At 60.1% G+C, this 23,816-nt stretch carries 25 protein-coding genes; 13 read left to right on the forward strand and 12 right to left on the reverse strand.

What is annotated here, in order from left to right; genetic code table 11:
* The first annotated feature begins 39 nt into the window (after positions 1-39).
* The 5 genes from selA (at position 40) to FO488_RS02605 (ending at position 4,487) form a co-directional block, all read left to right on the forward strand.
* A complete protein-coding gene (gene selA / locus FO488_RS02585) occupies positions 40-1,467 on the forward strand; it encodes an L-seryl-tRNA(Sec) selenium transferase (RefSeq protein ID WP_149209098.1) in 1,428 nt (475 codons plus the stop codon).
* Positions 1,464-2,183 (forward strand): 2-C-methyl-D-erythritol 4-phosphate cytidylyltransferase, encoded by a 720-nt coding sequence (ispD, locus tag FO488_RS02590; protein WP_149209099.1) that lies wholly within the window; start codon positions 1,464-1,466, stop codon positions 2,181-2,183. The genes selA and ispD overlap by 4 nt, the downstream gene beginning before the upstream one ends.
* On the forward strand, positions 2,183-3,370 hold the full coding sequence (locus FO488_RS02595) for a response regulator (protein ID WP_149209100.1): 1,188 nt from the start codon (positions 2,183-2,185) through the stop codon (positions 3,368-3,370). The genes ispD and FO488_RS02595 overlap by 1 nt, the downstream gene beginning before the upstream one ends.
* On the forward strand, positions 3,367-3,870 hold the full coding sequence (locus FO488_RS02600; RefSeq protein WP_149209101.1) for a thioredoxin fold domain-containing protein: 504 nt from the start codon (positions 3,367-3,369) through the stop codon (positions 3,868-3,870). The genes FO488_RS02595 and FO488_RS02600 overlap by 4 nt, the downstream gene beginning before the upstream one ends.
* A 293-nt stretch (positions 3,871-4,163) precedes the next feature.
* A complete protein-coding gene (locus FO488_RS02605; RefSeq protein WP_149209102.1) occupies positions 4,164-4,487 on the forward strand; it encodes a hypothetical protein in 324 nt (107 codons plus the stop codon).
* A gap of 48 nt (positions 4,488-4,535) precedes the next feature.
* Here the strand turns inward: FO488_RS02605 and FO488_RS02610 are convergent, their stop codons facing one another.
* The 8 genes from FO488_RS02610 to FO488_RS02645 all read right to left on the reverse strand — a co-directional run bounded on the left by FO488_RS02610 (position 4,536) and on the right by FO488_RS02645 (position 12,584).
* Positions 4,536-5,381 (reverse strand): FAD/NAD(P)-binding protein, encoded by an 846-nt coding sequence (locus FO488_RS02610; protein WP_149209103.1) that lies wholly within the window; start codon positions 5,379-5,381, stop codon positions 4,536-4,538.
* A gap of 188 nt (positions 5,382-5,569) precedes the next feature.
* On the reverse strand, positions 5,570-5,929 hold the full coding sequence (locus tag FO488_RS02615) for a hypothetical protein (protein ID WP_149209104.1): 360 nt from the start codon (positions 5,927-5,929) through the stop codon (positions 5,570-5,572).
* 42 nt (positions 5,930-5,971) lie between these two features.
* Positions 5,972-6,976: a 4Fe-4S dicluster domain-containing protein gene (locus FO488_RS02620; RefSeq protein WP_149209105.1), complete on the reverse strand. Its 1,005-nt coding sequence runs from the start codon at positions 6,974-6,976 to the stop codon at positions 5,972-5,974.
* Between the two features lie 170 nt (positions 6,977-7,146).
* Positions 7,147-8,067, reverse strand: a complete 921-nt coding sequence (locus FO488_RS02625) for a 4Fe-4S dicluster domain-containing protein (RefSeq protein ID WP_149209106.1) — start codon at positions 8,065-8,067, stop codon at positions 7,147-7,149.
* A gap of 196 nt (positions 8,068-8,263) precedes the next feature.
* Positions 8,264-8,761, reverse strand: a complete 498-nt coding sequence (locus tag FO488_RS02630; RefSeq protein ID WP_149209107.1) for a hydrogenase iron-sulfur subunit — start codon at positions 8,759-8,761, stop codon at positions 8,264-8,266.
* A gap of 171 nt (positions 8,762-8,932) precedes the next feature.
* Positions 8,933-10,930 carry a CoB--CoM heterodisulfide reductase iron-sulfur subunit A family protein gene (locus FO488_RS02635; protein WP_149209108.1) on the reverse strand — a complete coding sequence of 666 codons (1,998 nt, stop codon included), beginning with the start codon at positions 10,928-10,930 and terminating at the stop codon, positions 8,933-8,935.
* A 185-nt stretch (positions 10,931-11,115) separates the two neighbouring features.
* The gene (locus FO488_RS02640) at positions 11,116-12,003 is read right to left on the reverse strand and encodes a CoB--CoM heterodisulfide reductase iron-sulfur subunit B family protein (RefSeq protein WP_149209109.1); all 888 of its coding nucleotides are present in this window, start codon (positions 12,001-12,003) and stop codon (positions 11,116-11,118) included.
* Positions 12,000-12,584 carry a 4Fe-4S dicluster domain-containing protein gene (locus FO488_RS02645; protein ID WP_149209110.1) on the reverse strand — a complete coding sequence of 195 codons (585 nt, stop codon included), beginning with the start codon at positions 12,582-12,584 and terminating at the stop codon, positions 12,000-12,002. The genes FO488_RS02640 and FO488_RS02645 overlap by 4 nt, the downstream gene beginning before the upstream one ends.
* Positions 12,585-12,958: 374 nt before the next feature.
* Here FO488_RS02645 and FO488_RS02650 point away from each other — a divergent pair, with 374 nt between their 5' ends.
* The 7 genes from FO488_RS02650 to phoU all read left to right on the forward strand — a co-directional run bounded on the left by FO488_RS02650 (position 12,959) and on the right by phoU (position 20,115).
* Positions 12,959-13,642 carry a response regulator transcription factor gene (locus FO488_RS02650; protein ID WP_149209111.1) on the forward strand — a complete coding sequence of 228 codons (684 nt, stop codon included), beginning with the start codon at positions 12,959-12,961 and terminating at the stop codon, positions 13,640-13,642.
* A 2-nt stretch (positions 13,643-13,644) separates the two neighbouring features.
* Complete coding sequence (locus tag FO488_RS02655) at positions 13,645-15,414, forward strand: ATP-binding protein (RefSeq protein WP_149209112.1); 1,770 nt, start codon at positions 13,645-13,647, stop codon at positions 15,412-15,414.
* A 104-nt stretch (positions 15,415-15,518) separates the two neighbouring features.
* Entirely contained in the window at positions 15,519-16,550 is a 1,032-nt protein-coding gene (pstS, locus tag FO488_RS02660; RefSeq protein WP_149212052.1) for a phosphate ABC transporter substrate-binding protein PstS, read from the forward strand.
* Between the two features lie 279 nt (positions 16,551-16,829).
* A complete protein-coding gene (gene pstC, locus FO488_RS02665) occupies positions 16,830-17,765 on the forward strand; it encodes a phosphate ABC transporter permease subunit PstC (protein WP_149209113.1) in 936 nt (311 codons plus the stop codon).
* Complete coding sequence (pstA, locus tag FO488_RS02670; protein WP_149209114.1) at positions 17,762-18,604, forward strand: phosphate ABC transporter permease PstA; 843 nt, start codon at positions 17,762-17,764, stop codon at positions 18,602-18,604. The genes pstC and pstA overlap by 4 nt, the downstream gene beginning before the upstream one ends.
* Positions 18,605-18,615: 11 nt before the next feature.
* Positions 18,616-19,374, forward strand: a complete 759-nt coding sequence (pstB, locus tag FO488_RS02675; protein ID WP_149209115.1) for a phosphate ABC transporter ATP-binding protein PstB — start codon at positions 18,616-18,618, stop codon at positions 19,372-19,374.
* A gap of 69 nt (positions 19,375-19,443) precedes the next feature.
* The gene (gene phoU, locus FO488_RS02680; protein ID WP_149209116.1) at positions 19,444-20,115 is read left to right on the forward strand and encodes a phosphate signaling complex protein PhoU; all 672 of its coding nucleotides are present in this window, start codon (positions 19,444-19,446) and stop codon (positions 20,113-20,115) included.
* A 297-nt stretch (positions 20,116-20,412) separates the two neighbouring features.
* On the opposite strand, the gene FO488_RS02685 is transcribed toward phoU, so the two are convergent.
* Positions 20,413-20,715, reverse strand: a complete 303-nt coding sequence (locus tag FO488_RS02685; RefSeq protein ID WP_149209117.1) for a HigA family addiction module antitoxin — start codon at positions 20,713-20,715, stop codon at positions 20,413-20,415.
* 161 nt (positions 20,716-20,876) lie between these two features.
* A complete protein-coding gene (locus FO488_RS02690) occupies positions 20,877-21,158 on the reverse strand; it encodes a type II toxin-antitoxin system RelE/ParE family toxin (protein WP_149212053.1) in 282 nt (93 codons plus the stop codon).
* 533 nt (positions 21,159-21,691) lie between these two features.
* Here FO488_RS02690 and FO488_RS02695 point away from each other — a divergent pair.
* Positions 21,692-22,114: a hypothetical protein gene (locus FO488_RS02695; protein ID WP_149209118.1), complete on the forward strand. Its 423-nt coding sequence runs from the start codon at positions 21,692-21,694 to the stop codon at positions 22,112-22,114.
* Positions 22,115-22,190: 76 nt separating this feature from the next.
* On the opposite strand, the gene FO488_RS02700 is transcribed toward FO488_RS02695, so the two are convergent.
* Both FO488_RS02700 and FO488_RS02705 read right to left on the reverse strand, forming a co-directional pair.
* Entirely contained in the window at positions 22,191-22,526 is a 336-nt protein-coding gene (locus tag FO488_RS02700) for a hypothetical protein (protein WP_149209119.1), read from the reverse strand.
* A complete protein-coding gene (locus tag FO488_RS02705) occupies positions 22,508-23,812 on the reverse strand; it encodes a radical SAM protein (protein ID WP_149212054.1) in 1,305 nt (434 codons plus the stop codon). The genes FO488_RS02700 and FO488_RS02705 overlap by 19 nt, the downstream gene beginning before the upstream one ends.
* Positions 23,813-23,816: the final 4 nt, after the last annotated feature.

Genomic DNA, 23,816 nt, shown 5'->3' on the forward strand with positions numbered 1-23,816 from the left:
GTTTTTTTCCTGCTTTATCCACAATCCCGTGGTACACGAATGATCAAGGCCGCCACTGTGCACAAAGAGACATTGAAGCAGATACCGAAGGTTGACCGTGTCCTGGCATGGAGCCTGATGGCGCCGCTTGCGGCGTCGCATCAGCGCCCCGAGTTGCTGGTGGCCATACGCTCGGTGCTGGACCGGCTGCGTTCTGCCGTCGGCAACGGCGATCCCGTCGATTTTTCCGAAGAGCGGGTCGTCTCCCTGGTGAAGGGCGAACTCGACCGCCGTTCCGCGCCCAGCCTCCGCGAGGTCGTCAATGCGTCCGGCGTGGTGATTCATACCAACCTGGGGCGCTCGCCTTTGGCCGCTTCGGCTGAAGAAGCCATCCACCGGGCCTCCCGCGGCTATTCGAACCTGGAGTTCGACCTCTCCACCGGCGAGCGGGGCACGCGCTACGCCCACGTGGAGGGGCTCATCTGCGAACTGACCGGGGCCGAGGCGGCACTGGTGGTCAACAACAATGCCGCAGCAGTCATTCTGGCCCTGTCGTCCCTGGCCCAGGGGCGCGACGTGATCGTTTCCCGCGGTGAACTGGTGGAGATCGGCGGTTCGTTCCGCATCCCCGAGGTAATGCTTCAGAGCGGGGCCCATCTGGTGGAGGTCGGCGCGACCAACCGCACCCACCCCCGGGACTACCGTGGTGCGATCGGCGACGCCACGGCGCTCTTGCTCAAGGTGCATACCAGCAATTTCGCGGTGGTAGGCTTCACCGCCGAGGTAGCGGTGGAAGAGATGTCCGCCCTGGGGCGCGAGACCGGGGTCCCGGTCATGGTGGATGCCGGCAGCGGTTGCCTGATCGACCTGGCCCCCTACGGTATTGCCGGAGAGCCGACCGTGCGCCGTTATCTGGCCGCGGGTGCCGATGTGGTGACCTTCAGCGGCGACAAACTCCTGGGCGGTCCCCAGGCCGGGATCATCGCCGGCCGCCGGGACCTGGTGGCCCCCATGAAACGCCATCCCCTCCTGCGCGCCTTGCGCATGGACAAGCTCACCCTGGCGGCGCTGGAGGCCACGCTGCGGCTCTACCGTGACGAACGACACGCCATCCAGGAGGTTCCGACCCTCTCCATGCTGACGGCCACCCCGGCCGCTCTGTCGCGGCGAGCCGACCGTATCCTCGCCATGTTGCGCCGCCGGCTCCCCAAAACGGTCACCCTGGTGAAGCAGCCGGGTGAATCCAGCGCCGGCGGGGGATCGCTCCCCCTGCTCCGCCTGCCCACCAGCCTTATCGAGGTGCGCATTGCCGGCGCCTCCGTGCAGCAGATCGAACAGAGCCTGCGCCGGACATCGACCCCGGTGGTGGGCCGTATCCAGCGGGACCGTTTTCTGTTGGATGTGCGTACCATCCTCGACCACGACCTGCCCGGCCTGGCGCTCTCCCTCGGCGAGGCGGCGGCCTCATTGACGGAGCAGGACCGATGACCGTTTCCAGAACCTTTGCCGTGATCCCGGCCGCCGGCATGGGCAAGCGCATGGGCGCTTCCATCAACAAACAGTACCTGCAACTGGCGGGCATGCCGATCGTCGCCCGGACCATCTCCGTATTTGAAAGCGCCCCCTGTATCGACGGTATCCTGCTGGTAACCCCGGCCGACGAGATTCCCTACTGCCGCGAGCACGTGGTCGCGGCCTATGGGTTCCGCAAGATCGTGGCGATCGTGCCGGGTGGCAAGGAACGGCAGAACTCGGTGATGAACGGTTTGCGGGCACTCCAGGGGCGGGTGGGGGAGGATGACGTGGTGTTGATACACGACGGGGTCAGGCCGCTCATCACTCCGGAACTGCTGCAGGAGGCCATCGATGTGGCCCGCGTCTGTGACGGCGCCCTGGTGGCGGTTCCGGCCAAGGACACCATCAAGACGGTCCGGGACGGACTCGTTACCGGTACCCCGGACCGGGAGACCCTCTGGCAGGCCCAGACGCCCCAGGCATTTCGTTATGGCATTATCTACGCAGCGCATTGTGCCGCGGAACAGGAAGGATTCATGGGAACCGACGACGCTTCCCTGGTTGAGCGGAGTAGCGGCGCGGTCCGCATCGTGCGCGGCGACTACCGCAACATCAAGATTACGACGCCCGAAGACATTGTCCTGGCCGAGGCGTTCCTGGCCGGCAGCGGGCAGAATGGAGTTCTCTGATGACCGCACAGCAACCTTCCGAAAAGATTCTGGTGGTGGACGATCAGGCCGATATTGCGAAACTTATCGTACTGCAACTCCAGGAAGCCGGTTTCACGGCCGACTGGGCGGGGAACGGCGAGGCGGCCATCGGCATGCTGGATGGGGATGACTATTCCCTGGCGCTCCTGGATATCAGACTGCCCAAGGTCAACGGAATTGAGGTGCTCAGTCATATTCGCGAATCGGGCAAGGACACGGCGGTCATCATGATGACCGCCCACGGCAACGAAAATCTGGCGGTTGAGTGCATGAAGGCCGGGGGGGTGGATTATCTCTCCAAGCCGTTTGCCATGGACGATATGCTCCAGCGGGTCATGCGCGCCATAACCAACCGTCGGGTGCTGCTGCAAAAACAGCGTCTCGAGCAGGAAAAGGATGATTTCGTCTCCATGCTCTCCCACGATATGAAAAACCCCCTGACCGCCGTGATCGGGTCCATCGACATCATCCGCGAGGGGCGGTTGGGGGCGGTGAACCAGGAGCAGGCGGAGTATCTCCATGCGGCCATCGACAGTTGCAATGAAGTCATTGCCATGATAGACAACCTGCTGGACATCCACCGCTTCGAGGCGGGCCGCATGCAGATCAAGATAGCCGCCTACAGCGCCCTGGAGGTCTTGCGGGGGGTCACGCGCCGCTTCACGCGGATAGCGGAACACGACGGCATCAGGCTGAGGGAGCGTCTTTCCCACGAAACGCCCAGGATTGCCGTTGACAAAAACGCCTTCAGCCGGGTGATCGCCAACCTGCTGGCAAACGCCGTCAAATTCACCCCCGAGGGGGGCGAGATCGTGGTGTCCTGCCGCTGCCTGAAAAGCGCCGAGGTCCCCTGGGCGCGCCTGCCCAGCTACGTGGCGGTGCCCGCTGGCTTTGCGGAGCAGGATTGCTTCGTGCAGGTGAGCATTCGTGACACCGGCAGCGGTATCCCGACAGACGACCAGGGGCGCATCTTCGAACGCTATGTCCAGTCGCGCGGCGGCGTCGGGCGGGAGCGGGGCGGGGCCGGACTGGGGCTGGCGTTCTGCAAGATGGCGGTGGAAAGTTGCGGAGGGATCATCTGGGTTGAAAGCGAGGCCGGGCTCGGGAGCATCTTCGTCATCCTGTTGCCCTGTTATTCAGACGACACGGAGTGTAGCGGACAATGAACAAAAAAAAACGTTTCTTCGCCTGTTTCAGCGGCATATCCCTCGTGGTTGCGGCACTGGTGTTGTGCGTCGGGGCGGCGTCCGCCTCCGGCATCGATTTCGACAAGGCGATCATCATCGGCTCCGGCCCCAAGAAGGTCATTGAGTTCACCGATCCCGACTGCCCCTTCTGCCGCAAGGCGGCCAGGTATTTTGCGGGGCGCAGCGACGTAACCCAGTATATCTTCTTCTGGCCGCTTCCCCGCCATCCCAAGGCAAAGGAGAAGGCCCAGTACATCCTCTCCCAGCATGACAAGGCCAAGGCCTACCATGAGGTCATGGCAGGGCGGTTGGACGGCCAGCAGAGCTTTGCCGTTACGCCCGCCGGGGTCAAGCTGCTGGAGGAGCAGGCTGAAATCGCCAGGAAGAACAAGGTCTCGGCCACGCCGACCTTCATGCTGTTCGGCAGGATCATCGAGGGTTTCGATCAGAAGAAGATCGAAGAGGCGCTGGGCAGATAGATCCGGGGATTCCGGCAGCCGGATACGTGGACGGGAGCGGGCTTTAAAGCCTGCTCCCGTTTTTTTGTGCCCGGTTTCTTCTGCCGATTTGCCGAGCCCCTGTCTGTAGGATTTTCTCCACAGGTTGTCGCATATTCGGTAACGATACAACCGGGGGTAAAGAGGCGTAGTGGCAAAATAATGTAGTTATTAATGATGGTTACGTGAATAGTTCCGGTTTGGCATGTTCATTGAAATACCCTATGACATCAGATCAATCTGATCATATTTCCATCCAGAAGGAGAGCGACACAATGAAAAGGGATCTTGTCATGGGAATTGCCATTGCGCTGGGGGTGCTTTCAATCGGCGTAGTGTCAGCTTCGGCAGCCACAACCGCATCCTGCTGCAATGAGGAGGGCGCCTGCCTCGATAAATCGTCCGCACAGCAGTATAAGCAGGAGACTGCTGCATTGTCCGATGCCGTGAGAGTCAAGGAGATAGAGTTGTCCCAACTGCTTGGGTATGATTCCACGATTATCGAAGCACGCCAGCTTGAAGCCGAGATTAAGGAACTCAAGGATAGGATCGGTGTCGTGGCGCAAAAACACGCTATGCAGGATTGCTGCCGCGGTTGACGATGATACGGCACGAGATGAGCCGGGAGGCTCCCCGGCTCATCCGGTTTAAAATTCCGCCGGCATGGCCTTGACCTGTTTCGCCGTGAACACCGGGCCATCCTTGCAGACATAAACATTGCCCACGTTGCAGCGGCCGCATTTGCCCAGGCCGCATTTCATGCGGTTCTCCAGGGTCGTGTAGACCTGCTCGTCCGTAAAACCCAGCCGCTCCAGCACCGGCAGGGTGAATTTGATCATGATCGGCGGACCGCATACCAGAGCGATGGTGTTCTCCGCGCCGGGGGCTGTTTCTTCCAGGATGGTCGGCACGAAACCGACCCTGCCGTCCCAATCCGGTCCGTTGCCCCCCGGATCCACGGTCTTTACCAACCGCACGTCTGCCCGGTCTTGCCATTCCTGCAGTTCCCGCTTGTAGACCAGGTCTGCCTCGGTGCGGGCCCCGTAGACGATGGTGATGTCGCCAAACTTGTCGCGCCAGTCCAGGCAGTTCCAGATCAGGGTGCGCAGCGGCGGCAGGGCGATGCCCCCCGCCACGAAGACCAGGTTTTTGCCGAAGAACTCCTCGATGGGGAAGGAGTTGCCGTAGGGACCGCGCACCCCCATGGTGTCCCCCGGCTCCAGGCGCCGCAGGGCCTCGGTCACGCGGCCCACGGCGCGAAAACAGCACTCGATGGAGCCGGTGCGGGTCGGCGAAGAGGCGATGCAGAAGGTGGATTCGCCGGCGCCGAAGGCGGAGTACTCGGCAAACTGCCCGGCACGAAAGGTGAAACCGTCCCTCAGCGCCTCGTCCTGGAAGACCAGCCGCAGGGTGCGCACGTCCGGCGTCTCGTCGATGACCTCGGCAACGGTGGCCAGGTGGGGGAGGTAGATGTTCTTGTTGTGATCACACATTTCTAAAAACCTTTTTGCCACAGAGACACAGAGACACAGAGACACAGAGGAAAAACTAGAGAAAAACCAGGCAGCAAACAATCTTTTGGGTTAAACCAAAGGCACACAATCTTCTTTGGGGGGAAACCATAAGCCTTTGTGTTTTGATTTTCTCCGTGTCTCTGTGTCTCCGTGGCAGATTATGAAGTTTATAATTTTGCAGCCATCTCGGTAAAGGCCTGGGCCTTGACCTTCAACTCCACCGGCCGGTTGTTGTCGCCGAAGCCGATGGTGATGACGCCTCCCACCAGTTGATGCTCCATCTCGGCGAACAGGATCGCCGCCGGGTCCACCAGCAGGTTGCCGGACTGGATGAACCCCCGCTCCCGGAGCGCCGCCACGAACGCCTCCTGCTCGACCTTGGACACCTTCTTGAAGAGCTGCTTCCTGACCACCGGGCCGCCGAACCACACATCCATCATGCGGGTGGTGTCCGACACCAGAGGGTTGTCCTCCGGGGTGGTCATCTGGGCGGCGATGACGTGCCGTATATTGATGAATCGTTCCATGTAAGACCTCGTTTTGGCCTCTGTGGCAAATATGGCGTTCTTTTATTTCTTGCTTATCTCGGAAACAATCGCAGCGATATCGATCCCCACCGGGCAGAAGCGGATGCATCTGCCGCAGCCGGTGCACAGGGTCTGGCCGAACTTGTCGTCGTAGTACTTGAACTTGTGCATGATGCGGTTGCGGTAACGCTTGGGCTGGAGGTCGCGCGGGTTGTGGCCCGAGGCGTGGTGGGTGAATTTCCAGAAACCGCAGGCGTCCCAGCTCTTGCGGCGTTTGCCCGCTTTCTCGGTCCCCTCGTCCACGATGTCGAAGCAGTGGCAGGCCGGGCAGAGGAAGGCGCAGGCCCCGCAGCCGACGCAGCGCACGGCGATGCTGTCCCAGGCCGGGTCCTCGAAATGGTCGTCCAGCCACGCCTTGACCTTTTTCAGGTCGAACTTTTCCGTCTGCGGTTCGGCCAGGGGGAGCGCCGGTGCGCCGCTCGGTTCACCGAACAGTTCCTTGTGGCTGTTGACCAGGGTCTCTCCTTTTTCCGTGAAGGTCTCGCAGGCGTAACCGCCCCCTTCCACCGGGGTCAGGAACAGGTCGCTCCCCTTGGGATCGGCCGGGGAGAGCCCCACGGCCGTGCAGAAACAGGCGTCGTCGGCCTGCGTGCAGGCCAGGCCGACGATGGTGGTCTTTTGGCGGCGTTCCAGGAAAAACTCGTCCTGGTAATCCCAGGAGAACACGGCGTCCAGTACCGGGACCGCAGCGGCGTCGCAGGGACGTACCCCTACCAGCACCGTTTCCGGGAAACGTGCGGGGTTTACATCGGTCAGGGTGACCTGCTGCCCCTCCTTGCCGTAGGACATGATGTCCTCGCAGACCGGGAAAAAGGTCTCCTTGGCCGAGCGGCGGGGCAACTGGCCGAGCACGATCCCGGCGGAATCCGCAAACGGCCCGTAGAGCGGTGTGCCGGCCTCCATGCGCGGCGCCACGACACGCTTGCCGTCGGCGATCAACTTGTCCAGCAGGTGGCCCAGGTTTTGTTGTGAGATGAATTTCTGCATGTTAACACCTTTAAAATCTGCCACAGAGACACAGAGACACAGAGGAAAACAAAGAGAGAAAACCAAAACATTTTCAGGGAAAACCAAAGTCTGAAAGATTCGTTGTGTGTAACCCACAATAACTTTGTTTTTTGCTTTTCTCTGCGCCTCTGTGGCTCCGTGGCAAATAATTATTTTATAAAACTCTGGTCATCCTTCTCGTCGTACATCGCCAGCGGTCCTTTTTCCCGCACCTGGAACCCGGCCTCGTAGTCGTACAACTCTTTCAGCTCCTTGGCCATCTTGCGGTTCAAGAGATTGAGCGGGATGTCCATGGGGCAGACGCGTTCGCACTCGGCGCAGCCGGCGCAGCGACCGGCCAGGTGCATGGCCCGGACGATGTGCCAGGCCGTGTTGCCGGCCGGGCGTGGGGTGGTCTCCACCATCTGGGGCTTGTTGCGGTCGCACAGGCACTGCTCGCAGAAGCAGAACGGGCAGACCTGGCGGCAGGCGTAGCATTTGATGCATTTCTTGAACTGCTCTTTCCAGTAGGCCCAGCGCTCGGCCGGGGTCATGGCCTCCAGGCGGGCGATCTCGGCACGGTACTTTCCCGCCAACTCTGGGGTGGCCGGCTGCCGATCCGGCACGAAGTCGCATTCCTGCGGCAGGTGGGCATCACATTCGCGGCACTTGGGGGCGATGGTGTCGCCGGTCAGCTCCTGGGCGGGCTGGGCCGTGGAGGCCAGCACCCCGGCGCAGGGGACGCCGATCAGGTACAATTCCTCCCGCTTCAGTTGCGATTCCCCCATCAGTCCCACCAACGCCTTCAGGTCGCACCCCTTGACCACGATGCCGATCTTGCCGGTCTTGGGAATTTCCTTCTTGGCCTTGGTCAGGTAGACAGCCAGGTTGTTGACGCAGGCGGCGGAGAAGATCAACTCTTCCGCCCGTACAGCATCGGTGATGACCACCGGCTGGGCAGAGCCTTTGCGCCGGGCGGCGGCATACCCCACAACGGCGGAGACGTGGCCTTCCGACAGGATACGTCGCGCCTCGCCCTGGATGGCCTCGGTAATGGCGGCGTAGATGGATGTGTCGATGGTGTTTGTCATATAAAACCCTTAAAATCTTGAAATCTGCCACAGAGACACAGAGGAAAAACAAAGAGAGAAAACCAACCACTATTTGAGTAAAGCCAAACGCCAAAACAGTTGCGAGGTATAATTCTTCAGAGCCTTTTGTTTTCCCTTCTTGTTTCTCGTCTTTGAATTTCTCCGTGTCTCTGTGTCTCCGTGGCAGATGTTGATTTTAAATAGAATCGTACGCCTCTTGCAATTCCGGTGTATCGATAGCCCCGGACCACTGTTCCTCCAGGGCCAGTTCCTTGAACTCCTGCATCGGCCCCATGCCCCTGACCCGCTCGGTCAGGTCGGTGACCATCTCCACCCATTTGCCCCCTTCGGCGGCCGAAACCCAGGAAAATTGGAGGCGGCCCAGATCGACCCCCACGAACTCCAGAAGCTTCCTGAAGGCGGCGAACCTGCGGCGGGCGTGGAAGTTGCCGGCGATGTAGTGGCAGTCCCCCGGGTGGCAGCCGGACACCAGGACGCCGTCGGCCCCCTGCTGGAAGGCCTTGAGGATGAAGACCGGGTCGATGCGTCCGGTGCAGGGGAACTTGAGCACCCGTACGTTGGCCGGATACTGCAGGCGGCTGGTGCCGGCCAGGTCGGCCCCGGCATAGGTGCACCAGGTGCAGACAAAGGCAATGATCTTCGGTTCGAAGGCGTGTTTTTCTTTATGGTGCATTGAGAACTTCCTTCTTAAAGCTCGAACCACGGAGGACACAGAGGATCACGGAGGAAAGACAAAATCAAAGTCCTGAATATTTGGGGGTGAACCGAAAACAATTCGATTTGTTTTCGCCTTCCTCCGGTTTCCTCTGTGTCCCTCCGTGTCCTCCGTGGTGAATAATAATTTTTAAAGCGCTTCTATCATAGCCACGATCTGCTCATCGGTATACCCGTCCAACTCCACGCTCTTGGATGGGCAGGTGGCCTGGCAGGTGCCGCAGCCGCCGCATACGCCGGGATTGACGTAGGCCACCACCTTGACCAGGTTGCCCTGGCGGTCGCGGATCTCCTTCTCCTCCACTGCGCCGTAGGGGCAGACCTTCTGGCAGTAGAAGCACCCCACGCAGCCGGCCTCCCGCACTCGGGCCACGATCGGCTCCCGCTCCAGCTTGTCCTTGGCAAAGAGGGTCATGACCTTGGCCGCGGCGGCCGAGGCCTGGCTGACGGTGTCGGGGATATCCTTGGGCCCCTGGCAGGCGCCGGCCAGGTAGATGCCGGCCGTGGCGCACTCCACCGGGCGCAGCTTGGCGTGGGCCTCGGAATAGAAGTGATACTTGTCGTAGGAGATGCCCAGCTTCTGGGCAAGGGTGTCGGCCCCCTTCTGGGGCTGCACGGCCGTAGCCAGCACCACCATGTCGGCCTCGATCTCCACCTGCACCCCCACGGCGATATCGCTCCCCATGACCACGATCTTGTCCCCCTTCTGGTAGAGACGGGAGACCATGCCCCTGATGTAGACCGCTTCTTCCTCCTCGATGGAGCGGCGCCAGAATTCGTCATAACTCTTGCCCGGCGTACGGGCATCCATGAAGAAGACGTAGGCTTGGCCGTCGTGTACCTTGTGGTGGTAGAGCATGGTGTGCTTGGCGGTGTACATGCAGCAGATCTTGGAACAGTAGGAGATACCCTTTTCCCGGGCCCGGGAGCCGACGCACTGGATGAAGACGATCTGCTTCGGTTCCCTGCCGTCGGAAGGGCGGAGGATCTTGCCGCCGGTGGGCCCGGAGGCGGAGGCCAGGCGTTCGAAGGTCATACCGTCGATCACGTCCGGAATCTTGCCGTGGCCGAATTCTCCGTACCCCTTGATGGCGGAGCCCTTGGGCTTCTCCTCGATGGAGTAGAGATCGAAGCCGGTGGCGACCACGATAGCGCCCACCGGTTCCACGATCAACCGGTCTTCCTGCTCGTAATCCACGGCGCCGGGGCCGCACACCTTCTGGCAGACCCCGCACTTGCCGGTCTTGAACTTGGTGCAGTTCTCCCGGTCGATAACCGGCGTGTTGGGCACCGCCTGGGGGAAGGGTACGTAGATGGCCGGGCGCATGCCCAGGTTCCGGTCGAAGGTGTTGGGGATCTTCTTCTGGGGGCATTTGGTCATGCAGATCCCGCAGCCGGTGCACTTGTCCTCGTCCACCGACCGGGCCTTCCGGCGCACCGTGACCTGGAAATTGCCGATGTACCCCTCCACCTGTTCGATCTCGGCATAGGTGTAGAGCGTGATCTTGGGGTGGTTCGCCACGTCCACCATCTTGGGGGTCATGATGCACTGGGAGCAGTCCAGGGTCGGGAAGGTTTCGGAGAGCTGGGCCATGTGGCCGCCGATGGAGGGTTCCCGCTCCACCAGCACCACCTCGTGGCCGGCGTCGGCGATGTCCAGTGCCGCCTGGATGCCGGCGATGCCGCCGCCGATGACCAGGGATCGTTTGGTGACCGGCACGGTGATGGTGGGGAGCACGCGGTTCTTCTTGACCCGCTCCACCATCATGCCCACGATCTCGATGGCCTTGGCCGTGGCCTCGTCCCGGTCCTCGTGGACCCAGGAACAGTGTTCGCGGATGTTGGCCATCTCGCACAGGAAGGGGTTCAGCCCGGCGGATTCCACCGCCTTGCGGAAGGTTTTCTCGTGCATGCGGGGCGAGCAGGCCGCCACCACCACGTGGGAGAGCCGCTGTTCCTGGATGGCCTTTTTCAGGAGCCCTTGACCGGGGTCGGAGCACATGTATTTGTAATCGGTGGAAAAGGCCACGCCGGGCAGTGTGCCGACCTGGGCCGCGACCCGCTCCACATCCACGGTCCGGGAGATGTTTTCACCGCAATGGCAGATAAATACGCCTATTCTGGACATCGATGATTCCTTTTACCATAAAGGCTTTTGCCACAGAGACACGGAGACACAGAGAAAGGCAGGAGAAAATCAAAATCCTTTTGTTGGGAAAAACGAAGGCTGAAAAACTCTATTAAGCATTAACCCTAAAGCCTCTCGTTTTTGCTCTTGACGTTCTCCGTGTCTCTGTGTCTCTGTGGCAGATTTTATAAAAGCTGTTTTTCCTTCAAAAGCGGCATGGGGTTGACGATCAGGGCATCCAGGCCGAGCTTGTCCGCGCCCAGGCCGGTGGCCAGGCCCACCAGTTGGGTGATGTAGAAGACCGGCATGGCGTACCGGGTGTCGTAGACCCCCTCGATCTCCTCCTGGCGGATATCCAGGTTGCCGTGGCATAGGGGGCAGGCTACCATGATGCAGTCGGCGCCGGCCTCCTTGGCCGAATCCAGGATGGCGTGGGAGAGTTGGATGACCACGCCGGGGCGCGACAGGGTGAAGTTGGCGCCGCAGCACTCCAGGCGGTGGCTCCAGGCTACGGTTTCGGCCCCCACCGCTTTCAAGACGTCCTCCATGATGGTCGGCGCCTCGACGCAATCCAGGTTCGGCACGTCGGTGGGCCGGGTCAGGAGGCAGCCGTAGTAGCAGGCCACCTTGAGGCCTGCGAGCGGCTTGGTGACGGCCTGTTTCAGGCGATCCAGCCCCAGGTCGCGGGCCAGGATGTCCAGCAGGTGCTTGACGTTGCCCTTCATGGGCACCGGGGCGTCAATGGCCTTTTCCACCTGCTTGCGTTTGACGTCGTTTTCCGAGAGGACATGCTGGGTGGTCTTGAGCCGTGAGAAACAGGCGGCGCAGGCGACCGCCAGGTCTCCCCCCACCTTTTCCGCCAGTTCCATGTTTTTGGCGCACAGGGAGAGGGAGAGCAATTCGTCCACGTTGTGGGCCGGGGTGGCGCCGCAGCAAAACCAGTCCGGCACCTCGGTCAGGCCGATGCCGAGCTTTCTGAACAGTTCCCGGGTGGAAAGGTCGTATTCGCCGGCCGAAGCATGGAGGGAACAGCCGGGGTAGTAGGCGTAGCTGAGGGTGTTCCTGGAGGTCACAGGGCCTCCCCGTTCCTACGCATCTCCTCGATGCGGCCGAAGATCTTTTCGATCTCGGTCATGTTCTTGTTTTTCTGATGGAACATCTTGAGTTTGCCCTTGGTGATCAGTTTGGGGCCCAGCATCAGATCCTTCAGAAACTGGCCGGATTTGACGTTGAACACGGCGGCCAGGCGCATCTCGTACTGGCGGCCGTAGGTGCGGATGTTCTGCAGGAAGAGCCGGTTGGCCAACTGCACGTAACTCTCCTTGGAGGGCCCTTCGGCATCCCAGGAGAGTTTGCGCAGGGCATCCATGATGGAAGCCAGGTGCACCTTGTTGGGGCAGCGGGTGGAGCAGGTTTCGCAGGATGCGCAGTACCAGATGGAGCGGCCGGCCAAGATGCGTTGCCACTGGCCGAGCTGGAGCAGTCGCACGACCCGGTTGGGGGGGTGTTCCATGAAAGTGGCCATGGGGCAGCCGGCCGAACACTTGCCGCACTGGAAGCAGCGCCGCACCGAGGTCCCTGAAAGGGCTTCGACCTTGCGGACGAAGTCAACATCCATGGTCTCGGTCGAAAGAAGCATCTTCTTCTTTTTCACAGGAATACCCTTTTTAGTTAAACTAAAATTCCACCAGTCGGTCGTTGACTGGTGGACATGCGTGCCGCAAAATGTGTCTAACTGTGGAGTTTACAACATAATTTGATACAGTTATTATTGTTTACACAAATGCTTTGAAAAATGCAAGTCAAAATTGCTACGGCCGTGGTGTGTTTAGGAAGAGTAAAAATATGTCGCGCCCTGCGTCGCGATTCGGCCAGTGTAATGTTCCCGGTGGGCAAGCGGATAAAAAAACTCAAGCCACACAAACATGTTGGCCTTTCGTAACACAATCGCAATAATACTATGTTACAAGAAAGCAAAAAAAGTAAAATACAAGAAAAATCTTTCTGCTGCGCCTCAGGGAGGCCCCGATGAAAAATATCCTGATAATCGAGGATGAAAAGGATCTGACCGAGCTGCTCGTGTTCAACCTGGAGAAGGAAGGGTTCAAGATGCAGTGGTCCTATGACGGCCTGGAAGGGCTTGAGGCGGCGCGCCGCGACCCCCCGGACCTGATCGTGCTCGACCTGATGCTGCCGGGCATGATGGGGACGGACGTGTGCAAGGAACTGCGCAAGGACGGCCGCACCAGCCAGGTGCCGGTACTGATGCTCACCGCCAAGGGGGAGGAGATCGACCGGGTGGTCGGCTTCGAGGTGGGGGCCGACGACTATCTGGTAAAGCCGTTTTCCATGCGGGAGTTGCTGCTGCGTATCCGGGCGATCCTGCGGCGATGCGACAGCCAGCCGGCCTCCTCGGCCGAGGGGGGGATCTCCATCGGGGACATTTCCATCGAGACCGAACGCCACCGCGTGCTGAGCGCCGGGAACGAGGTGGAGCTGACCAGCACCGAATACAAGCTGCTGCTGTACCTGGCGGAACGCCCCGGCCGGGTGCTGAGCAGGGAACTGCTCCTGCAGAACGTGTGGAGCTACAACAATGTGGGGGACACCCGGACCGTTGATACCCATATCACCCGCCTGCGCGGCAAGCTGGGCAAACCGGGCGACCTGATCAAGACCGTACGCAGCTTCGGCTACAAGATAGAGGAGTGAAGATGGGATTCCGCCTGAAATTGATGTTGTCGTACCTGCTTTTGATCGTGGCGATCGCAGGGAGCTTTTACCTGTACATGGACCATGTGCTGGAGACGAACCTGGTGGAGGAGAGCCGGACGAGCCTGCTCGGCCAGGCCAAGCTGGCCCGCCTCCTGGTGATGTCCGACCACCTGAAGCTGCCTCCCCAACAGTTGGCCGAGACGGTGGGTGCCACCATCAGGGAGCGCCTGACCCTGATCGCCCCCGATGGCCGGGTCATCGGCGATTCGGACGTCAGCGGCGCCAAGCTCGGCGAGTTGCAGAACCACCTGGACCGCCCCGAGGTGCAGGCGGCCCTCGCCACGGGAACCGGAGTGGCCATGCGCTACTCCGAGACCCTCAAGACCGACATGCTCTACGTGGCCATGACCTACGGGAGCGGCAGGACCGACGGCTTTGTGCGCCTTGCCATGCCGTTGTCCTACCTCACCAACTCCAGCAAGGCCCTGCATCGCGTGGTGGGCATCGCCGTGCTGCTGACCACCCTGGCGGCCCTGATCCTGAGCTATATCCTGTCCAATCTGACATCCCGCCCCCTGCGGACCATGGCGGCGGCGGCGGCCCGTATCGGGCGCGGCGAATCGCCGGTCAGGATGCCGGTGACGACCCATGACGAGGTGGGAGAATTGGCGCGGGTGCTCAACGACATGAGCGAGCGGATCGAGCAGCAGATGCAGCGGCTCTCCTCGGAGAAGCAGCAGTTGGACACGATCCTGCGCGGCATGGGGGAGGGGGTCATGGTCACCTCGCCCGACGGGACGATCGCCCTGGTGAACCCGGCGTTCCGCAGGCTCTTCTCCCTTGCGGGCGATGTGGAGGGGAAAAAGCTCATCGAGATCTCGCGCCATCCCGACCTCCTGGCGGCCTTCAATGCCCTGGACGCCGCCGAAGGGGAGGAGTTGATCAGGGAGATCACCATCCAGCCGGGAGAGATCACCCTGTTGACCCACTGGGCGCCGCTCACCGTGGACGGCAAAAAGAGCGGGGTCGTGGCGGTCTTCCACGACATCAGCGACATGAAGCAGGTGGAGAACATCCGCCGCGATTTCGTCGCCAATGTGTCCCACGAACTGCGCACCCCGGTGTCGGTCATCAAGGGGTACGCCGAAACCCTTCTGGACGGGGCGTTGCAGTCCGATGGGGATCGGGCCGCGCGCTTCGTGGAGATCATCCTCAGCCATTCCGAACGGCTGACCGCCCTGATCAACGACATCCTCACCCTCTCGACCCTGGAGTCCAAGGGCCTGATCCTGGACCGCCATCCGCTGGACATCTCCGGCACCATGCGCAAGACCTACATGCTGCTGGAGGAGAACGCCCACAAGAAGGACATCAGGATGCAGATCGACATCCCGGCGGGGCTGCCGCGGGTGCTGGCCGACCAGGGACGCGTGGAGCAGGTGATCGTGAACCTTTTGGACAACGCCATCAAATACACCCCTCCCCAGGGGATGGTGACCCTGTCGGTCCGCCCGGGCGACAACCCGGGGTTCCTGAAGATCGCCGTTGCCGATACCGGCATCGGCGTCCCGTTCAAGGACCTCCCCCGCATCTTCGAGCGTTTCTACCGGGTGGACGAGGCCCGCAGCCGCGACCAGGGGGGAACCGGGCTGGAGCTGGCCATCGCCAAGCACATCGTCCAACTGCACGGCGGGGAGATCTCCGTGACCAACAATGAATTCGGCAAGGGGTCCATCTTCTCGTTCACCCTGCCCATTGCCGCTGCCTGACCCGGCCCGGTTTCTGTTGCGGATAATTTGCCTGTCCGTAACGTCACTGTAATATTTCTCCTGTATTGTTTTTGTAACGATTACATAAACAAAGGAGGATTATGATGTTTGCAACCGTTCGTAAATCTGTTCTGACCCTCGCCCTGCTGGCGGTGGTCTGCACCGCGGGCCAGGCCGCCGCGGAGACGCTGATCAACGGGGCCGGGGCCACCTTCCCCTATCCGCTCTACTCCAAGTGGTTCAGCGAGTACGCCAAGATCGACACCTCGGTGAAATTCAACTACCAGTCCATCGGCAGCGGCGGCGGCATCAAGCAGATCACCGCCGGCACCGTGGACTTCGGCGCCAGCGACAAGTTCCTCTCCGACGCCGAACTCAAGGCCGCCCCGGGCAAACTCCTGCACATCCCGACCGTCATGGGCGCCGTGGTCGTCACCTACAACATCCCCGGCGTGCACAAGGGGCTCAAGCTCCGCTCCAGCGACGTGGCCGACATCTTCCTCGGCAAGATCACCAAATGGAACGACAAGCGCATCGCCGACGACAACCCGGGCGTGAAACTCCCCAACGAGTCGATCATCGTGGTGCACCGTTCCGACGGCAGCGGCACCACCAGCATCTTCACCGACTACCTCTCCAGCGTTAACCAGGAATGGAATGGGAAAGTCGGCAAGGGCGCTTCCGTGAACTGGCCCATCGGCCTGGGCGGCAAGGGCAATGAAGGCGTCGCCGGCCAGATCAAGAACACCAGGAACTCCATCGGTTACGTCGAGTTGGCCTACGCCTTCGAGAACAAGCTCCCCTATGCCACGCTGATGAACAAGAGCGGCAAGTTCGTGGAGCCTTCCATCAAGACCACCAGCGCCGCCGCAGCCGGCGCGGTCAAGCACATGCCGGCCGACTACCGCGTGTCCCTGGTCAATCAGCCGGGCGACGACGCCTACCCCATCGTCGGCTTCACCTGGCTCCTGGTGTACGAACACCAGAAGGATGCGGTCAAAGGGAAGAAGCTGGTGGAGTTTCTGAACTGGGAACTGCACAAGGGGCAGAAGATGGCCCCCGAGATGCTCTATGCGCCGCTTCCCCCGGCGGTCGTGAAGATGGTTGAGAAAACCATCAAAACCATCAAGCACTGATCGGCCATGGGGCGAGCGTTCGCCCCGCCATCCCGAAGCGCGGGCCGCCACTACGGCGCCCGCGCTTTTTTCTTGCCGGCACCCCCCGGCTCCTGCCGAATGCCGTCGGGAAGGTGCCAAAAAGCACGGCTCCCCGGCCGCCCCCCGCAATTTGACAAAACGGCGACATGTTACAAACTTGATAATGTTGCCGGATAGTTCCTGCCTTGTAACATGTCCGTAACATGATCTTGATAGGATCCAAACAGATAGAGACGAGTAAAAAGATAGGAACCAGACATGCAGAACAGCGCACACGGCATCAAGGGGGACGCCATCTTCCGGGGCTTCACCCTGCTCCTCGCCTGCAGCATCATCGTCATCCTGCTGCTCATGACCGCCGAGATGGTGAAGGAGAGCCTGCCGGCCATCAAACGTTTCGGCTGGGGCTTCATCGGCGGCAGCACCTGGGACGCCGTCCAGGAGGAGTTCGCCTCGCTCCCCTACCTTTACGGCTCCGTGGTCTCCTCCATCCTGGCGATCCTCCTGGCCACCCCGCTGAGCATCGGCACCGCCCTGTTCATCACCGAACTGGCGCCCCGCAAGATCGGCGCCGCCACCGCCGCCCTGGTGGAACTCCTGGCCGCCATCCCCAGCGTCATCTACGGCCTGTGGGGCATCCTGGTCATGACCCCCTGGCTCCAGAGCACGATCCAGCCGTTTCTCGTCGATCACTTCGGCTTTCTCCCCTTTTTCCAGGGGGCACCCTACGGGGTCAGCATGCTGGCCGCCGTCTTCATCCTGATGATCATGATCGTGCCGATCATCACCTCCATCACCAAGGAGGTCCTGATGGCGGTGCCGGCGAGCCAGAAGGAGGCGGCCGTCGCCCTGGGGGCGACCCGCTGGGAGATGATCCGCATGTCCGTGCTCCCCTACGGCCGCTCCGGCATCCTGGGAGCGGTGATCCTCGGCCTCGGCCGGGCCATCGGCGAGACCATGGCGGTCACCATGGTGATCGGCAACACCCCCAAGATCTCCCTGTCGCTTTTGTCGCCGGCCTACACCATGCCCAGCGTCATTGCCAACGAATTCGCCGAAACCACCACCAAGATGCATGCTTCGGCGTTGATGGAAATCGGCCTGATCCTCCTGTTCGTGACCCTGGTGATCAACTTCCTGGCACGCATGCTGCTCTGGAGCGTCACCCGCAAGTGGAAAGGAGGCGTGGCATGATCCTGCGTTCCATTGCCCTGCGCCGCACGGCCAACCTGACCGCCACTCTGCTGATGGGAGCGGCCACGCTCCTGGTGCTCTTGCCGCTCATCATCATCTTCTACCATATCGTCAAGATGGGCATCAGTTCCATCTCCCTGGACTTCTTTACCCAGATCCCCAAGCCGACCGGCGAAGCGGGGGGCGGCATGGCCAACGGTATCGCCGGCTCGGCCATCATGATCGGCATGGCGTCGCTGGTGGGGCTCCCCATCGGCATCTTCGGCGCGGTCTACCTGACGGAATACGGCACCGGCAAGCTCTCCACCGCGATCCGCTTCTGCGCCGACGTCCTGTCCGGCATCCCCTCCATCATCACCGGCATGGTGGCCTACAGCATGCTGGTGGTGCCGCTCAAGGGCTTTTCCGCCCTGGCCGGTTCCTTCGCCCTGTCGCTCATCATGATCCCCATCGTGCTGCGCACCACCGAGGAACAGCTCAAGATGGTGCCGGCCACCCTGCGTGAGGCGTCCCTGGCCCTGGGCGTGCCCCTGTGGCGCACCAGCATCAAGGTCACCCTGAGGAGCGCCCTGACCGGCGTCATCACCGGCATCCTCCTGGCCATCGCCCGGGTGGCCGGGGAAACGGCGCCTCTGCTCTTTACGGCCCTGGGCAACCAGTTCTGGAGCAAAAAACTCACCGAACCCATGGCTGCGCTGCCGCTGCAGATCTTCAACTTCGCCATCTCGCCGTACGAGGATTGGCACCGCCTGGCCTGGGCCGGCGCCCTGGTGCTGGTGGTGCTGATGTTCGGCCTGAGCCTGGCCGCCCGCTGGCTCGGCAGAAGCAAACATTCCTGAAGGGGCATTTCATGAACCGCAAACTAGCCATACAAGATCTCAACATCCATTTCGGTGAAAACCATGCCGTCAAAAGTGTCGCCATGGAGGTCGCCGAGAACAGCGTGACCGCCATCATCGGCCCGTCCGGCTGCGGCAAATCCACGGTGTTGCGCAGCATCAACCGGATGCACGACCTGACCCCCTCCGCCCGGGTGACCGGCACCATCATGCTGGACGACACCGACATCTACGGCCGCGGCGTGGACCCGGTCACGATCCGCCGCCGGGTCGGCATGGTCTTTCAGAAGCCCAACCCCTTTCCGGCCATGTCCATCTACGACAACGTGATCGCCGGCTACAAGCTGAACGGCGTGCTGAAGAAGGGGGATGCGGACGAGATCGTGGAGTCGAGCCTGAAGCGTGTGGCCCTGTGGGACGAGGTGAAGGACCGTCTGCGCACCGGGGCCGTGGAGTTGTCCGGCGGGCAGCAGCAGCGCCTCTGCATCGCCCGGACCATCGCCGTCAAGCCGGAGGTGATCCTCATGGACGAACCGGCCTCGGCCCTGGACCCGATCTCGACCCTCAAGATCGAGGAGTTGATCGAGGAGCTGAAATCCAAGTACACCATCGTCATCGTCACCCACAACATGCAGCAGGCGGCGCGGGTGTCGGACGTGACGGCTTTCTTCTACCTGGGCGAACTGGTGGAGATCGGCGAGACCCGCAAGGTCTTCACCAACCCCGAGAAGAAGCAGACCGAGGACTATATCACGGGGAGATTCGGCTAACGGATCGACCGGAGCCCGATGGACAAAAACACACGAAACCGGTTGCCGGGATTGAAAGGATGACGATATATGGAACGTGAACACTTCAGTGCAACATTCGACGCAGAGTTGGACGAACTGCGCACCATGCTGCTTGCCATGGGGGGCAAGGTGGAGATGATGATCTCCGGCTCCGTCAAGGCGCTCGTGGAGCGGGATACCCCCCTGGCCGACCGGATCATCGCCATGGACCACGAGGTGAACCACCTGGAGGTCATGATAGACGAGCGCTGTCTGGAACTCCTGGCGCTGCGCCAGCCTGCGGCCCGCGACCTGCGTTTCATCACCCTTGCCCTCAAGATCGTCACCGACCTGGAACGGATCGGCGACCAGTGCACCAACATCGCCAAGCGGGTCAAGGAGCTGAACGAGGAGCCGCCGCTCAAGCCGTACATCGACATCCCCCGCATGGCCCACTGGACCGAGGTGATGATCAAGGAGTCCCTGGACGCCTTTGTGCGCGGCGACGACGAGTTGGCCATCAAGGTCTGCAACGACGACAATTTCGTGGACGACATCAACGAACAGATCCAGCGGGAGTTGTTGACCTTCATGATCGGCGATCCCAACGCCATCTCACGGTCCATCAAGCTCAACTACGTGGCCAAGTCCCTGGAGCGCATCGCCGACCACGCCACCAACATCGCCGAGATGGTGATCTTCATGGTCAAGGGGAAGGATATTCGGCATACTATTGCCTGAGAGGGATGGACCCTGCGGCATTTTTGAAAAAGGCACCCACAAGCCCGGATATTTTCCGGGTTTTTTTTGTGTCAAAATGATGCAATGGTGGGTGGCCGGGTGAAGTTCGTGAGCCTTTTATTGTTTGATTTCAATGGAATAGGGGATTGGCATTTTTATGGTAATTTTTTTAACACTCTGATTTTACGTTGAAATTGGGTTCTGCTGGGTGTAGAAGGGCGAGAGGCGTGTTGTGGTGTTCGTCTCAAATCTACTATTTGGAGCTTTGGCCCCCTTACCTCTCCATAAGCTGCTTGATCACGCGGCCAGCGCAATCGGGCGTATCTGCCTGACCCGGTGCGCCATGATCTTCTCCGTGATTTTCAGATCGTAGCTCGTCTGGAGGTTCATCCAGTACTGCGGCGTCTGGCCGAACGCTTTGCCGAACAACACGGCCAGTTCGGCAGTCACCGGGCGCTTGCCATGAATGACATGGGAAATCCTCATGGCGGAGACGCCGATGGAGTTGGCAAAGGCATTTTGCGATAGCCCAAGCTCTTCAAGGATTTCTTTCAAATATTCTCCGGGGTGGATGGCCGGAAGCCCGTTCTTTGTTGCCATGCCAGTTCTCCAGTTCTACAGGTTGTTGAAAAACGTCATGAGGAAGGCCGTATGCCAGGCGCCCGGAACGGAGCGGCCGAGGCGTGACAATAAGTCAGCCGAGGTCGCGAGTACCGCGCAACGCCGCAGACGGCTCTCCGCAATAGTTTTTCAACAACCTGCTAGTGATAATCGGTGATCTCTACGTCATACGCATGACCCTCGGCGAAGGTGAAACATACCCGCCATTGGTCGTTTATCTTGACGCTCCACTGACCTTTTCTGTCTCCCGAAAGCGTTTCAAGGTGGTTTGACGGCGGCATCCGTAAGTCCTCGACCACCGTGGCATTGTCGAGCTGGTTCAACCGCATGGCCGCACGGGTGACAATGCCTGGCGGTAGCCTTTTCGACTTCCCGGATTCAAAGAACCGTTCGGTTGCTTTGTCGGCAAAGGTCTTAATCATGGATGCAGTATAAACAAAATGTTTACACTCGGCAAGTAAAATTCTTGTCACGGATTCTCTCCGCGCTGTTGCCGCGCCAGGCAATTTCTGTGAAAGGCGGGAGGGGTCGGTTTCCAAAATTCAAATTTGATATTTGGAGCTTTGACCCCCTTGCTTCTCCCGCCGTCGAACAATACACAAAATTCTTTGGAAAAGACCCCTTTAGCGATTTAAATTGAGGAAGAGGAACGTGAGGATCAGGCTCAGGTCTACATTCGATATTAAATGAAAAATGTAGACGCGACCCTTTGAGTATCCCCGGGTGACAATGCCTGGCGGTAGCCTTTTCGACTTCCCGGATTCAAAGAACCGTTCGGTTGCTTTGTCGGCAAAGGTCTTAATCAAGGAAGTTTACCTGGGGTCGGGTCTACATTCTACATTTTGTGTAGAATGTAGACCCGACCCTCATGGATTTGCCTTTTTGTGGAGAATAGGGTTCTGGCCCTTGTGACTCTTATTGGATGTGAGGGAAAATGATAGCTGTTTATGGGAGTTTGGTAGTTCTCTTGCTGTGTATATCTTTCCCGCCGCTGTTTGACCACTTTTTGAGAAGCAAGGATGAGCGCAATTGGAAAAGGGCTTTGGGAGGCTATGCTTTGATTACGATTTTAGGAGGCGTGCTACCGGTCTTATTTGGTTGGCCTCTCTATGTCGATTGGTTTTCCACAATCTTGGCTGTTGCAATTGCAGTAGTTATCGCTCCTGTGACCTTCCTCGGTACTTCTTTTATATTGATCCTGTTGAACATTGTTATTCCAATGCTCACGCTCTGGAATATGTCACAATACAATAAAGTGAAAGAACCGTTTGAGATGGTTCTCGACAATATCGACTGGCCCAAATTCCTTGCGCCGTTAGTGTTGGGTCTCGTTACATTCAGTGCCGGACGGAGGCTGTGCAAAAGGTTCAGAACCTAAAAGGGGGAGTTCCGGGGACATCCATGATAAGTAAAGTCATTTGTTTATATTCAGAGAGCCATAGCACTATTTTGAATCAAAAAAATTTATAACGGGGCTTTCCCGACGAAGCCGGGGGATCGTTGTCCCATTGTTTTTTGTACTCGCTCCAATCCTTTTTCTCCTGATCGGTTCGAAGTTGCATCTCAAATCTCTCTGTTGCCAATCTATCTTTGAACTTTTCCTCTTCTGTCCTTGGGTCGTAAACGCAGGCACTCATGACAGAAGACAGAACGACAAGACTGAGAACAGGCAACAGCAAAAAAAACTTTTGAACCATTGATTTTCTCCATTCCCCTGCCGCAAGGAAACGCCCTGGGCTGAATGTCCCGCTTGCCGGGATGAGCCTTTCCCCTATCCCTTGATCGGCCACCCCTGCTCATACCCCTCGGGAAAGAAATTCTCCCTGGTCCTGTTGTAATAGCCGAACTGCAATTTGGGAAACTCCTGTTTCAACCGCTCCAAGAGCCGGTACATGCCGATCCCCTTGCCCTCTACCCCCATCTCCTGGTTGTAAAAATCCGGGTCGATGGACAGGTTGCGCATCTGGATCATGTCGATGCCGGTGTCGCCCACGAAGCGCAGCAGCGCCTCCACCTCCTCCGGGGCGTCGCTGACGCCGGGGGAGACCAGGTAGTTGATCATGGTGAAACGGCCCGCCTGCTTGGCGATGGCCACGGAGCGGAGCACGTCGGCGAAGGTATACCCTTTGGGACGGTAGTAGCGGTTGTACAACTCTTCCCGCACCGAGTTCATGGAGAAGCGGAAGGAGTCCATGCCCGCGTCGCACAGAAGCTCCACCCGCTCCGGGATGGAGCCGTTGGAGTTGAAGTTGACCGTGCCGCGGCTGGTGGCCTTCTTCATGCGCTTTGTCGCCTCGGCGATGGTGTCGGCCTGGAGGATCGGGTCTCCCTCGCACCCCTGGCCGTAGGAGACGATGGCCTGTTCGGCCTGTTCCAGATGGGGGAGGGCGATCTGACAGATCTCCTCCGGGGTCGGCACAAAGCCGATGCGCTCGTGGTTGGCCGGGCAGCATTCGGACGGCTGCAGGCTGATGCACCCCAGGCAGGCCGAGTTGCACACTGGCGAGGTGGGCAGCGGCGCCTCCCAGCGGCGGTAGAAAAGGTTTTTCGCGGCAAAGCAGTGATAGTCCACGGCGCAGCGGGACAATTGCTCCAGCAGGCGGTTGCCCGGCATCTCCGCCAGCCGTTGGCGCACCAGCGGGTCCAGGGTGCGGTCGTCGTAGTTGACCGGGTTCCAGTTGCTGTTGCCGTCCACCTTGGACGCGGCCACCACGAAACAGTCCCGCTCCTCGTCCCACCCCACGGCGGTGTAGGACCAGAGTGGCAGTTGGACCGTCTTGCGCGAGTAGTCGCAGGCGGGCAGCAGGGTGCGCACGTAGCCGGGCGCCATGAAGGCCGACACCGCCTGGATGCGTCGCTGCCGTTTCCCCTCCCGGACGCTGTCCAGGGTGACGAAGCCCTTTTCCCGCTCGTCCCAGGCGATGGGCGGCATGGCGGGCATGGTAAAGAGCCGGCTGTCCTCGGGCAGCGGGATCAACTCCACATCCTCGGGCAGCACCGGCACGGTGCCGTTCATCCCGGCCATGCACAGTTCGGGATGGTCGTAGATGGTGCCTTTTTCATCGGCGTAGAGCATTTTT

The sequence above is a fragment of the Geobacter sp. FeAm09 genome, from assembly GCF_008330225.1.
In the GTDB taxonomy this organism is placed as follows: Bacteria; Desulfobacterota; Desulfuromonadia; order Geobacterales; family Pseudopelobacteraceae; genus Oryzomonas.

What these genes read in the sequence shown, in the direction of transcription:
- FO488_RS02630 (WP_149209107.1), bottom strand. Translation starts at nt 8,761, where the DNA reads ATGCACCATAAAGAAAAACACGCCTTCGAACCGAAGATCATTGCCTTT.
- FO488_RS02635 (WP_149209108.1), bottom strand. Translation starts at nt 10,930, where the DNA reads ATGTCCAGAATAGGCGTATTTATCTGCCATTGCGGTGAAAACATCTCC.
- pstB (WP_149209115.1), top strand. Translation starts at nt 18,616, where the DNA reads ATGAACCGCAAACTAGCCATACAAGATCTCAACATCCATTTCGGTGAA.
- pstC (WP_149209113.1), top strand. Translation starts at nt 16,830, where the DNA reads ATGCAGAACAGCGCACACGGCATCAAGGGGGACGCCATCTTCCGGGGC.
- FO488_RS02655 (WP_149209112.1), top strand. Translation starts at nt 13,645, where the DNA reads ATGGGATTCCGCCTGAAATTGATGTTGTCGTACCTGCTTTTGATCGTG.
- FO488_RS02615 (WP_149209104.1), bottom strand. Translation starts at nt 5,929, where the DNA reads ATGGAACGATTCATCAATATACGGCACGTCATCGCCGCCCAGATGACC.
- selA (WP_149209098.1), top strand. Translation starts at nt 40, where the DNA reads ATGATCAAGGCCGCCACTGTGCACAAAGAGACATTGAAGCAGATACCG.
- FO488_RS02650 (WP_149209111.1), top strand. Translation starts at nt 12,959, where the DNA reads ATGAAAAATATCCTGATAATCGAGGATGAAAAGGATCTGACCGAGCTG.
- FO488_RS02625 (WP_149209106.1), bottom strand. Translation starts at nt 8,067, where the DNA reads ATGACAAACACCATCGACACATCCATCTACGCCGCCATTACCGAGGCC.
- FO488_RS02705 (WP_149212054.1), bottom strand. Translation starts at nt 23,812, where the DNA reads ATGCTCTACGCCGATGAAAAAGGCACCATCTACGACCATCCCGAACTG.
- FO488_RS02600 (WP_149209101.1), top strand. Translation starts at nt 3,367, where the DNA reads ATGAACAAAAAAAAACGTTTCTTCGCCTGTTTCAGCGGCATATCCCTC.
- FO488_RS02610 (WP_149209103.1), bottom strand. Translation starts at nt 5,381, where the DNA reads ATGTGTGATCACAACAAGAACATCTACCTCCCCCACCTGGCCACCGTT.
- pstA (WP_149209114.1), top strand. Translation starts at nt 17,762, where the DNA reads ATGATCCTGCGTTCCATTGCCCTGCGCCGCACGGCCAACCTGACCGCC.
- FO488_RS02685 (WP_149209117.1), bottom strand. Translation starts at nt 20,715, where the DNA reads ATGGCAACAAAGAACGGGCTTCCGGCCATCCACCCCGGAGAATATTTG.
- pstS (WP_149212052.1), top strand. Translation starts at nt 15,519, where the DNA reads ATGTTTGCAACCGTTCGTAAATCTGTTCTGACCCTCGCCCTGCTGGCG.
- FO488_RS02605 (WP_149209102.1), top strand. Translation starts at nt 4,164, where the DNA reads ATGAAAAGGGATCTTGTCATGGGAATTGCCATTGCGCTGGGGGTGCTT.
- FO488_RS02690 (WP_149212053.1), bottom strand. Translation starts at nt 21,158, where the DNA reads ATGATTAAGACCTTTGCCGACAAAGCAACCGAACGGTTCTTTGAATCC.
- ispD (WP_149209099.1), top strand. Translation starts at nt 1,464, where the DNA reads ATGACCGTTTCCAGAACCTTTGCCGTGATCCCGGCCGCCGGCATGGGC.
- FO488_RS02595 (WP_149209100.1), top strand. Translation starts at nt 2,183, where the DNA reads ATGACCGCACAGCAACCTTCCGAAAAGATTCTGGTGGTGGACGATCAG.
- FO488_RS02620 (WP_149209105.1), bottom strand. Translation starts at nt 6,976, where the DNA reads ATGCAGAAATTCATCTCACAACAAAACCTGGGCCACCTGCTGGACAAG.
- phoU (WP_149209116.1), top strand. Translation starts at nt 19,444, where the DNA reads ATGGAACGTGAACACTTCAGTGCAACATTCGACGCAGAGTTGGACGAA.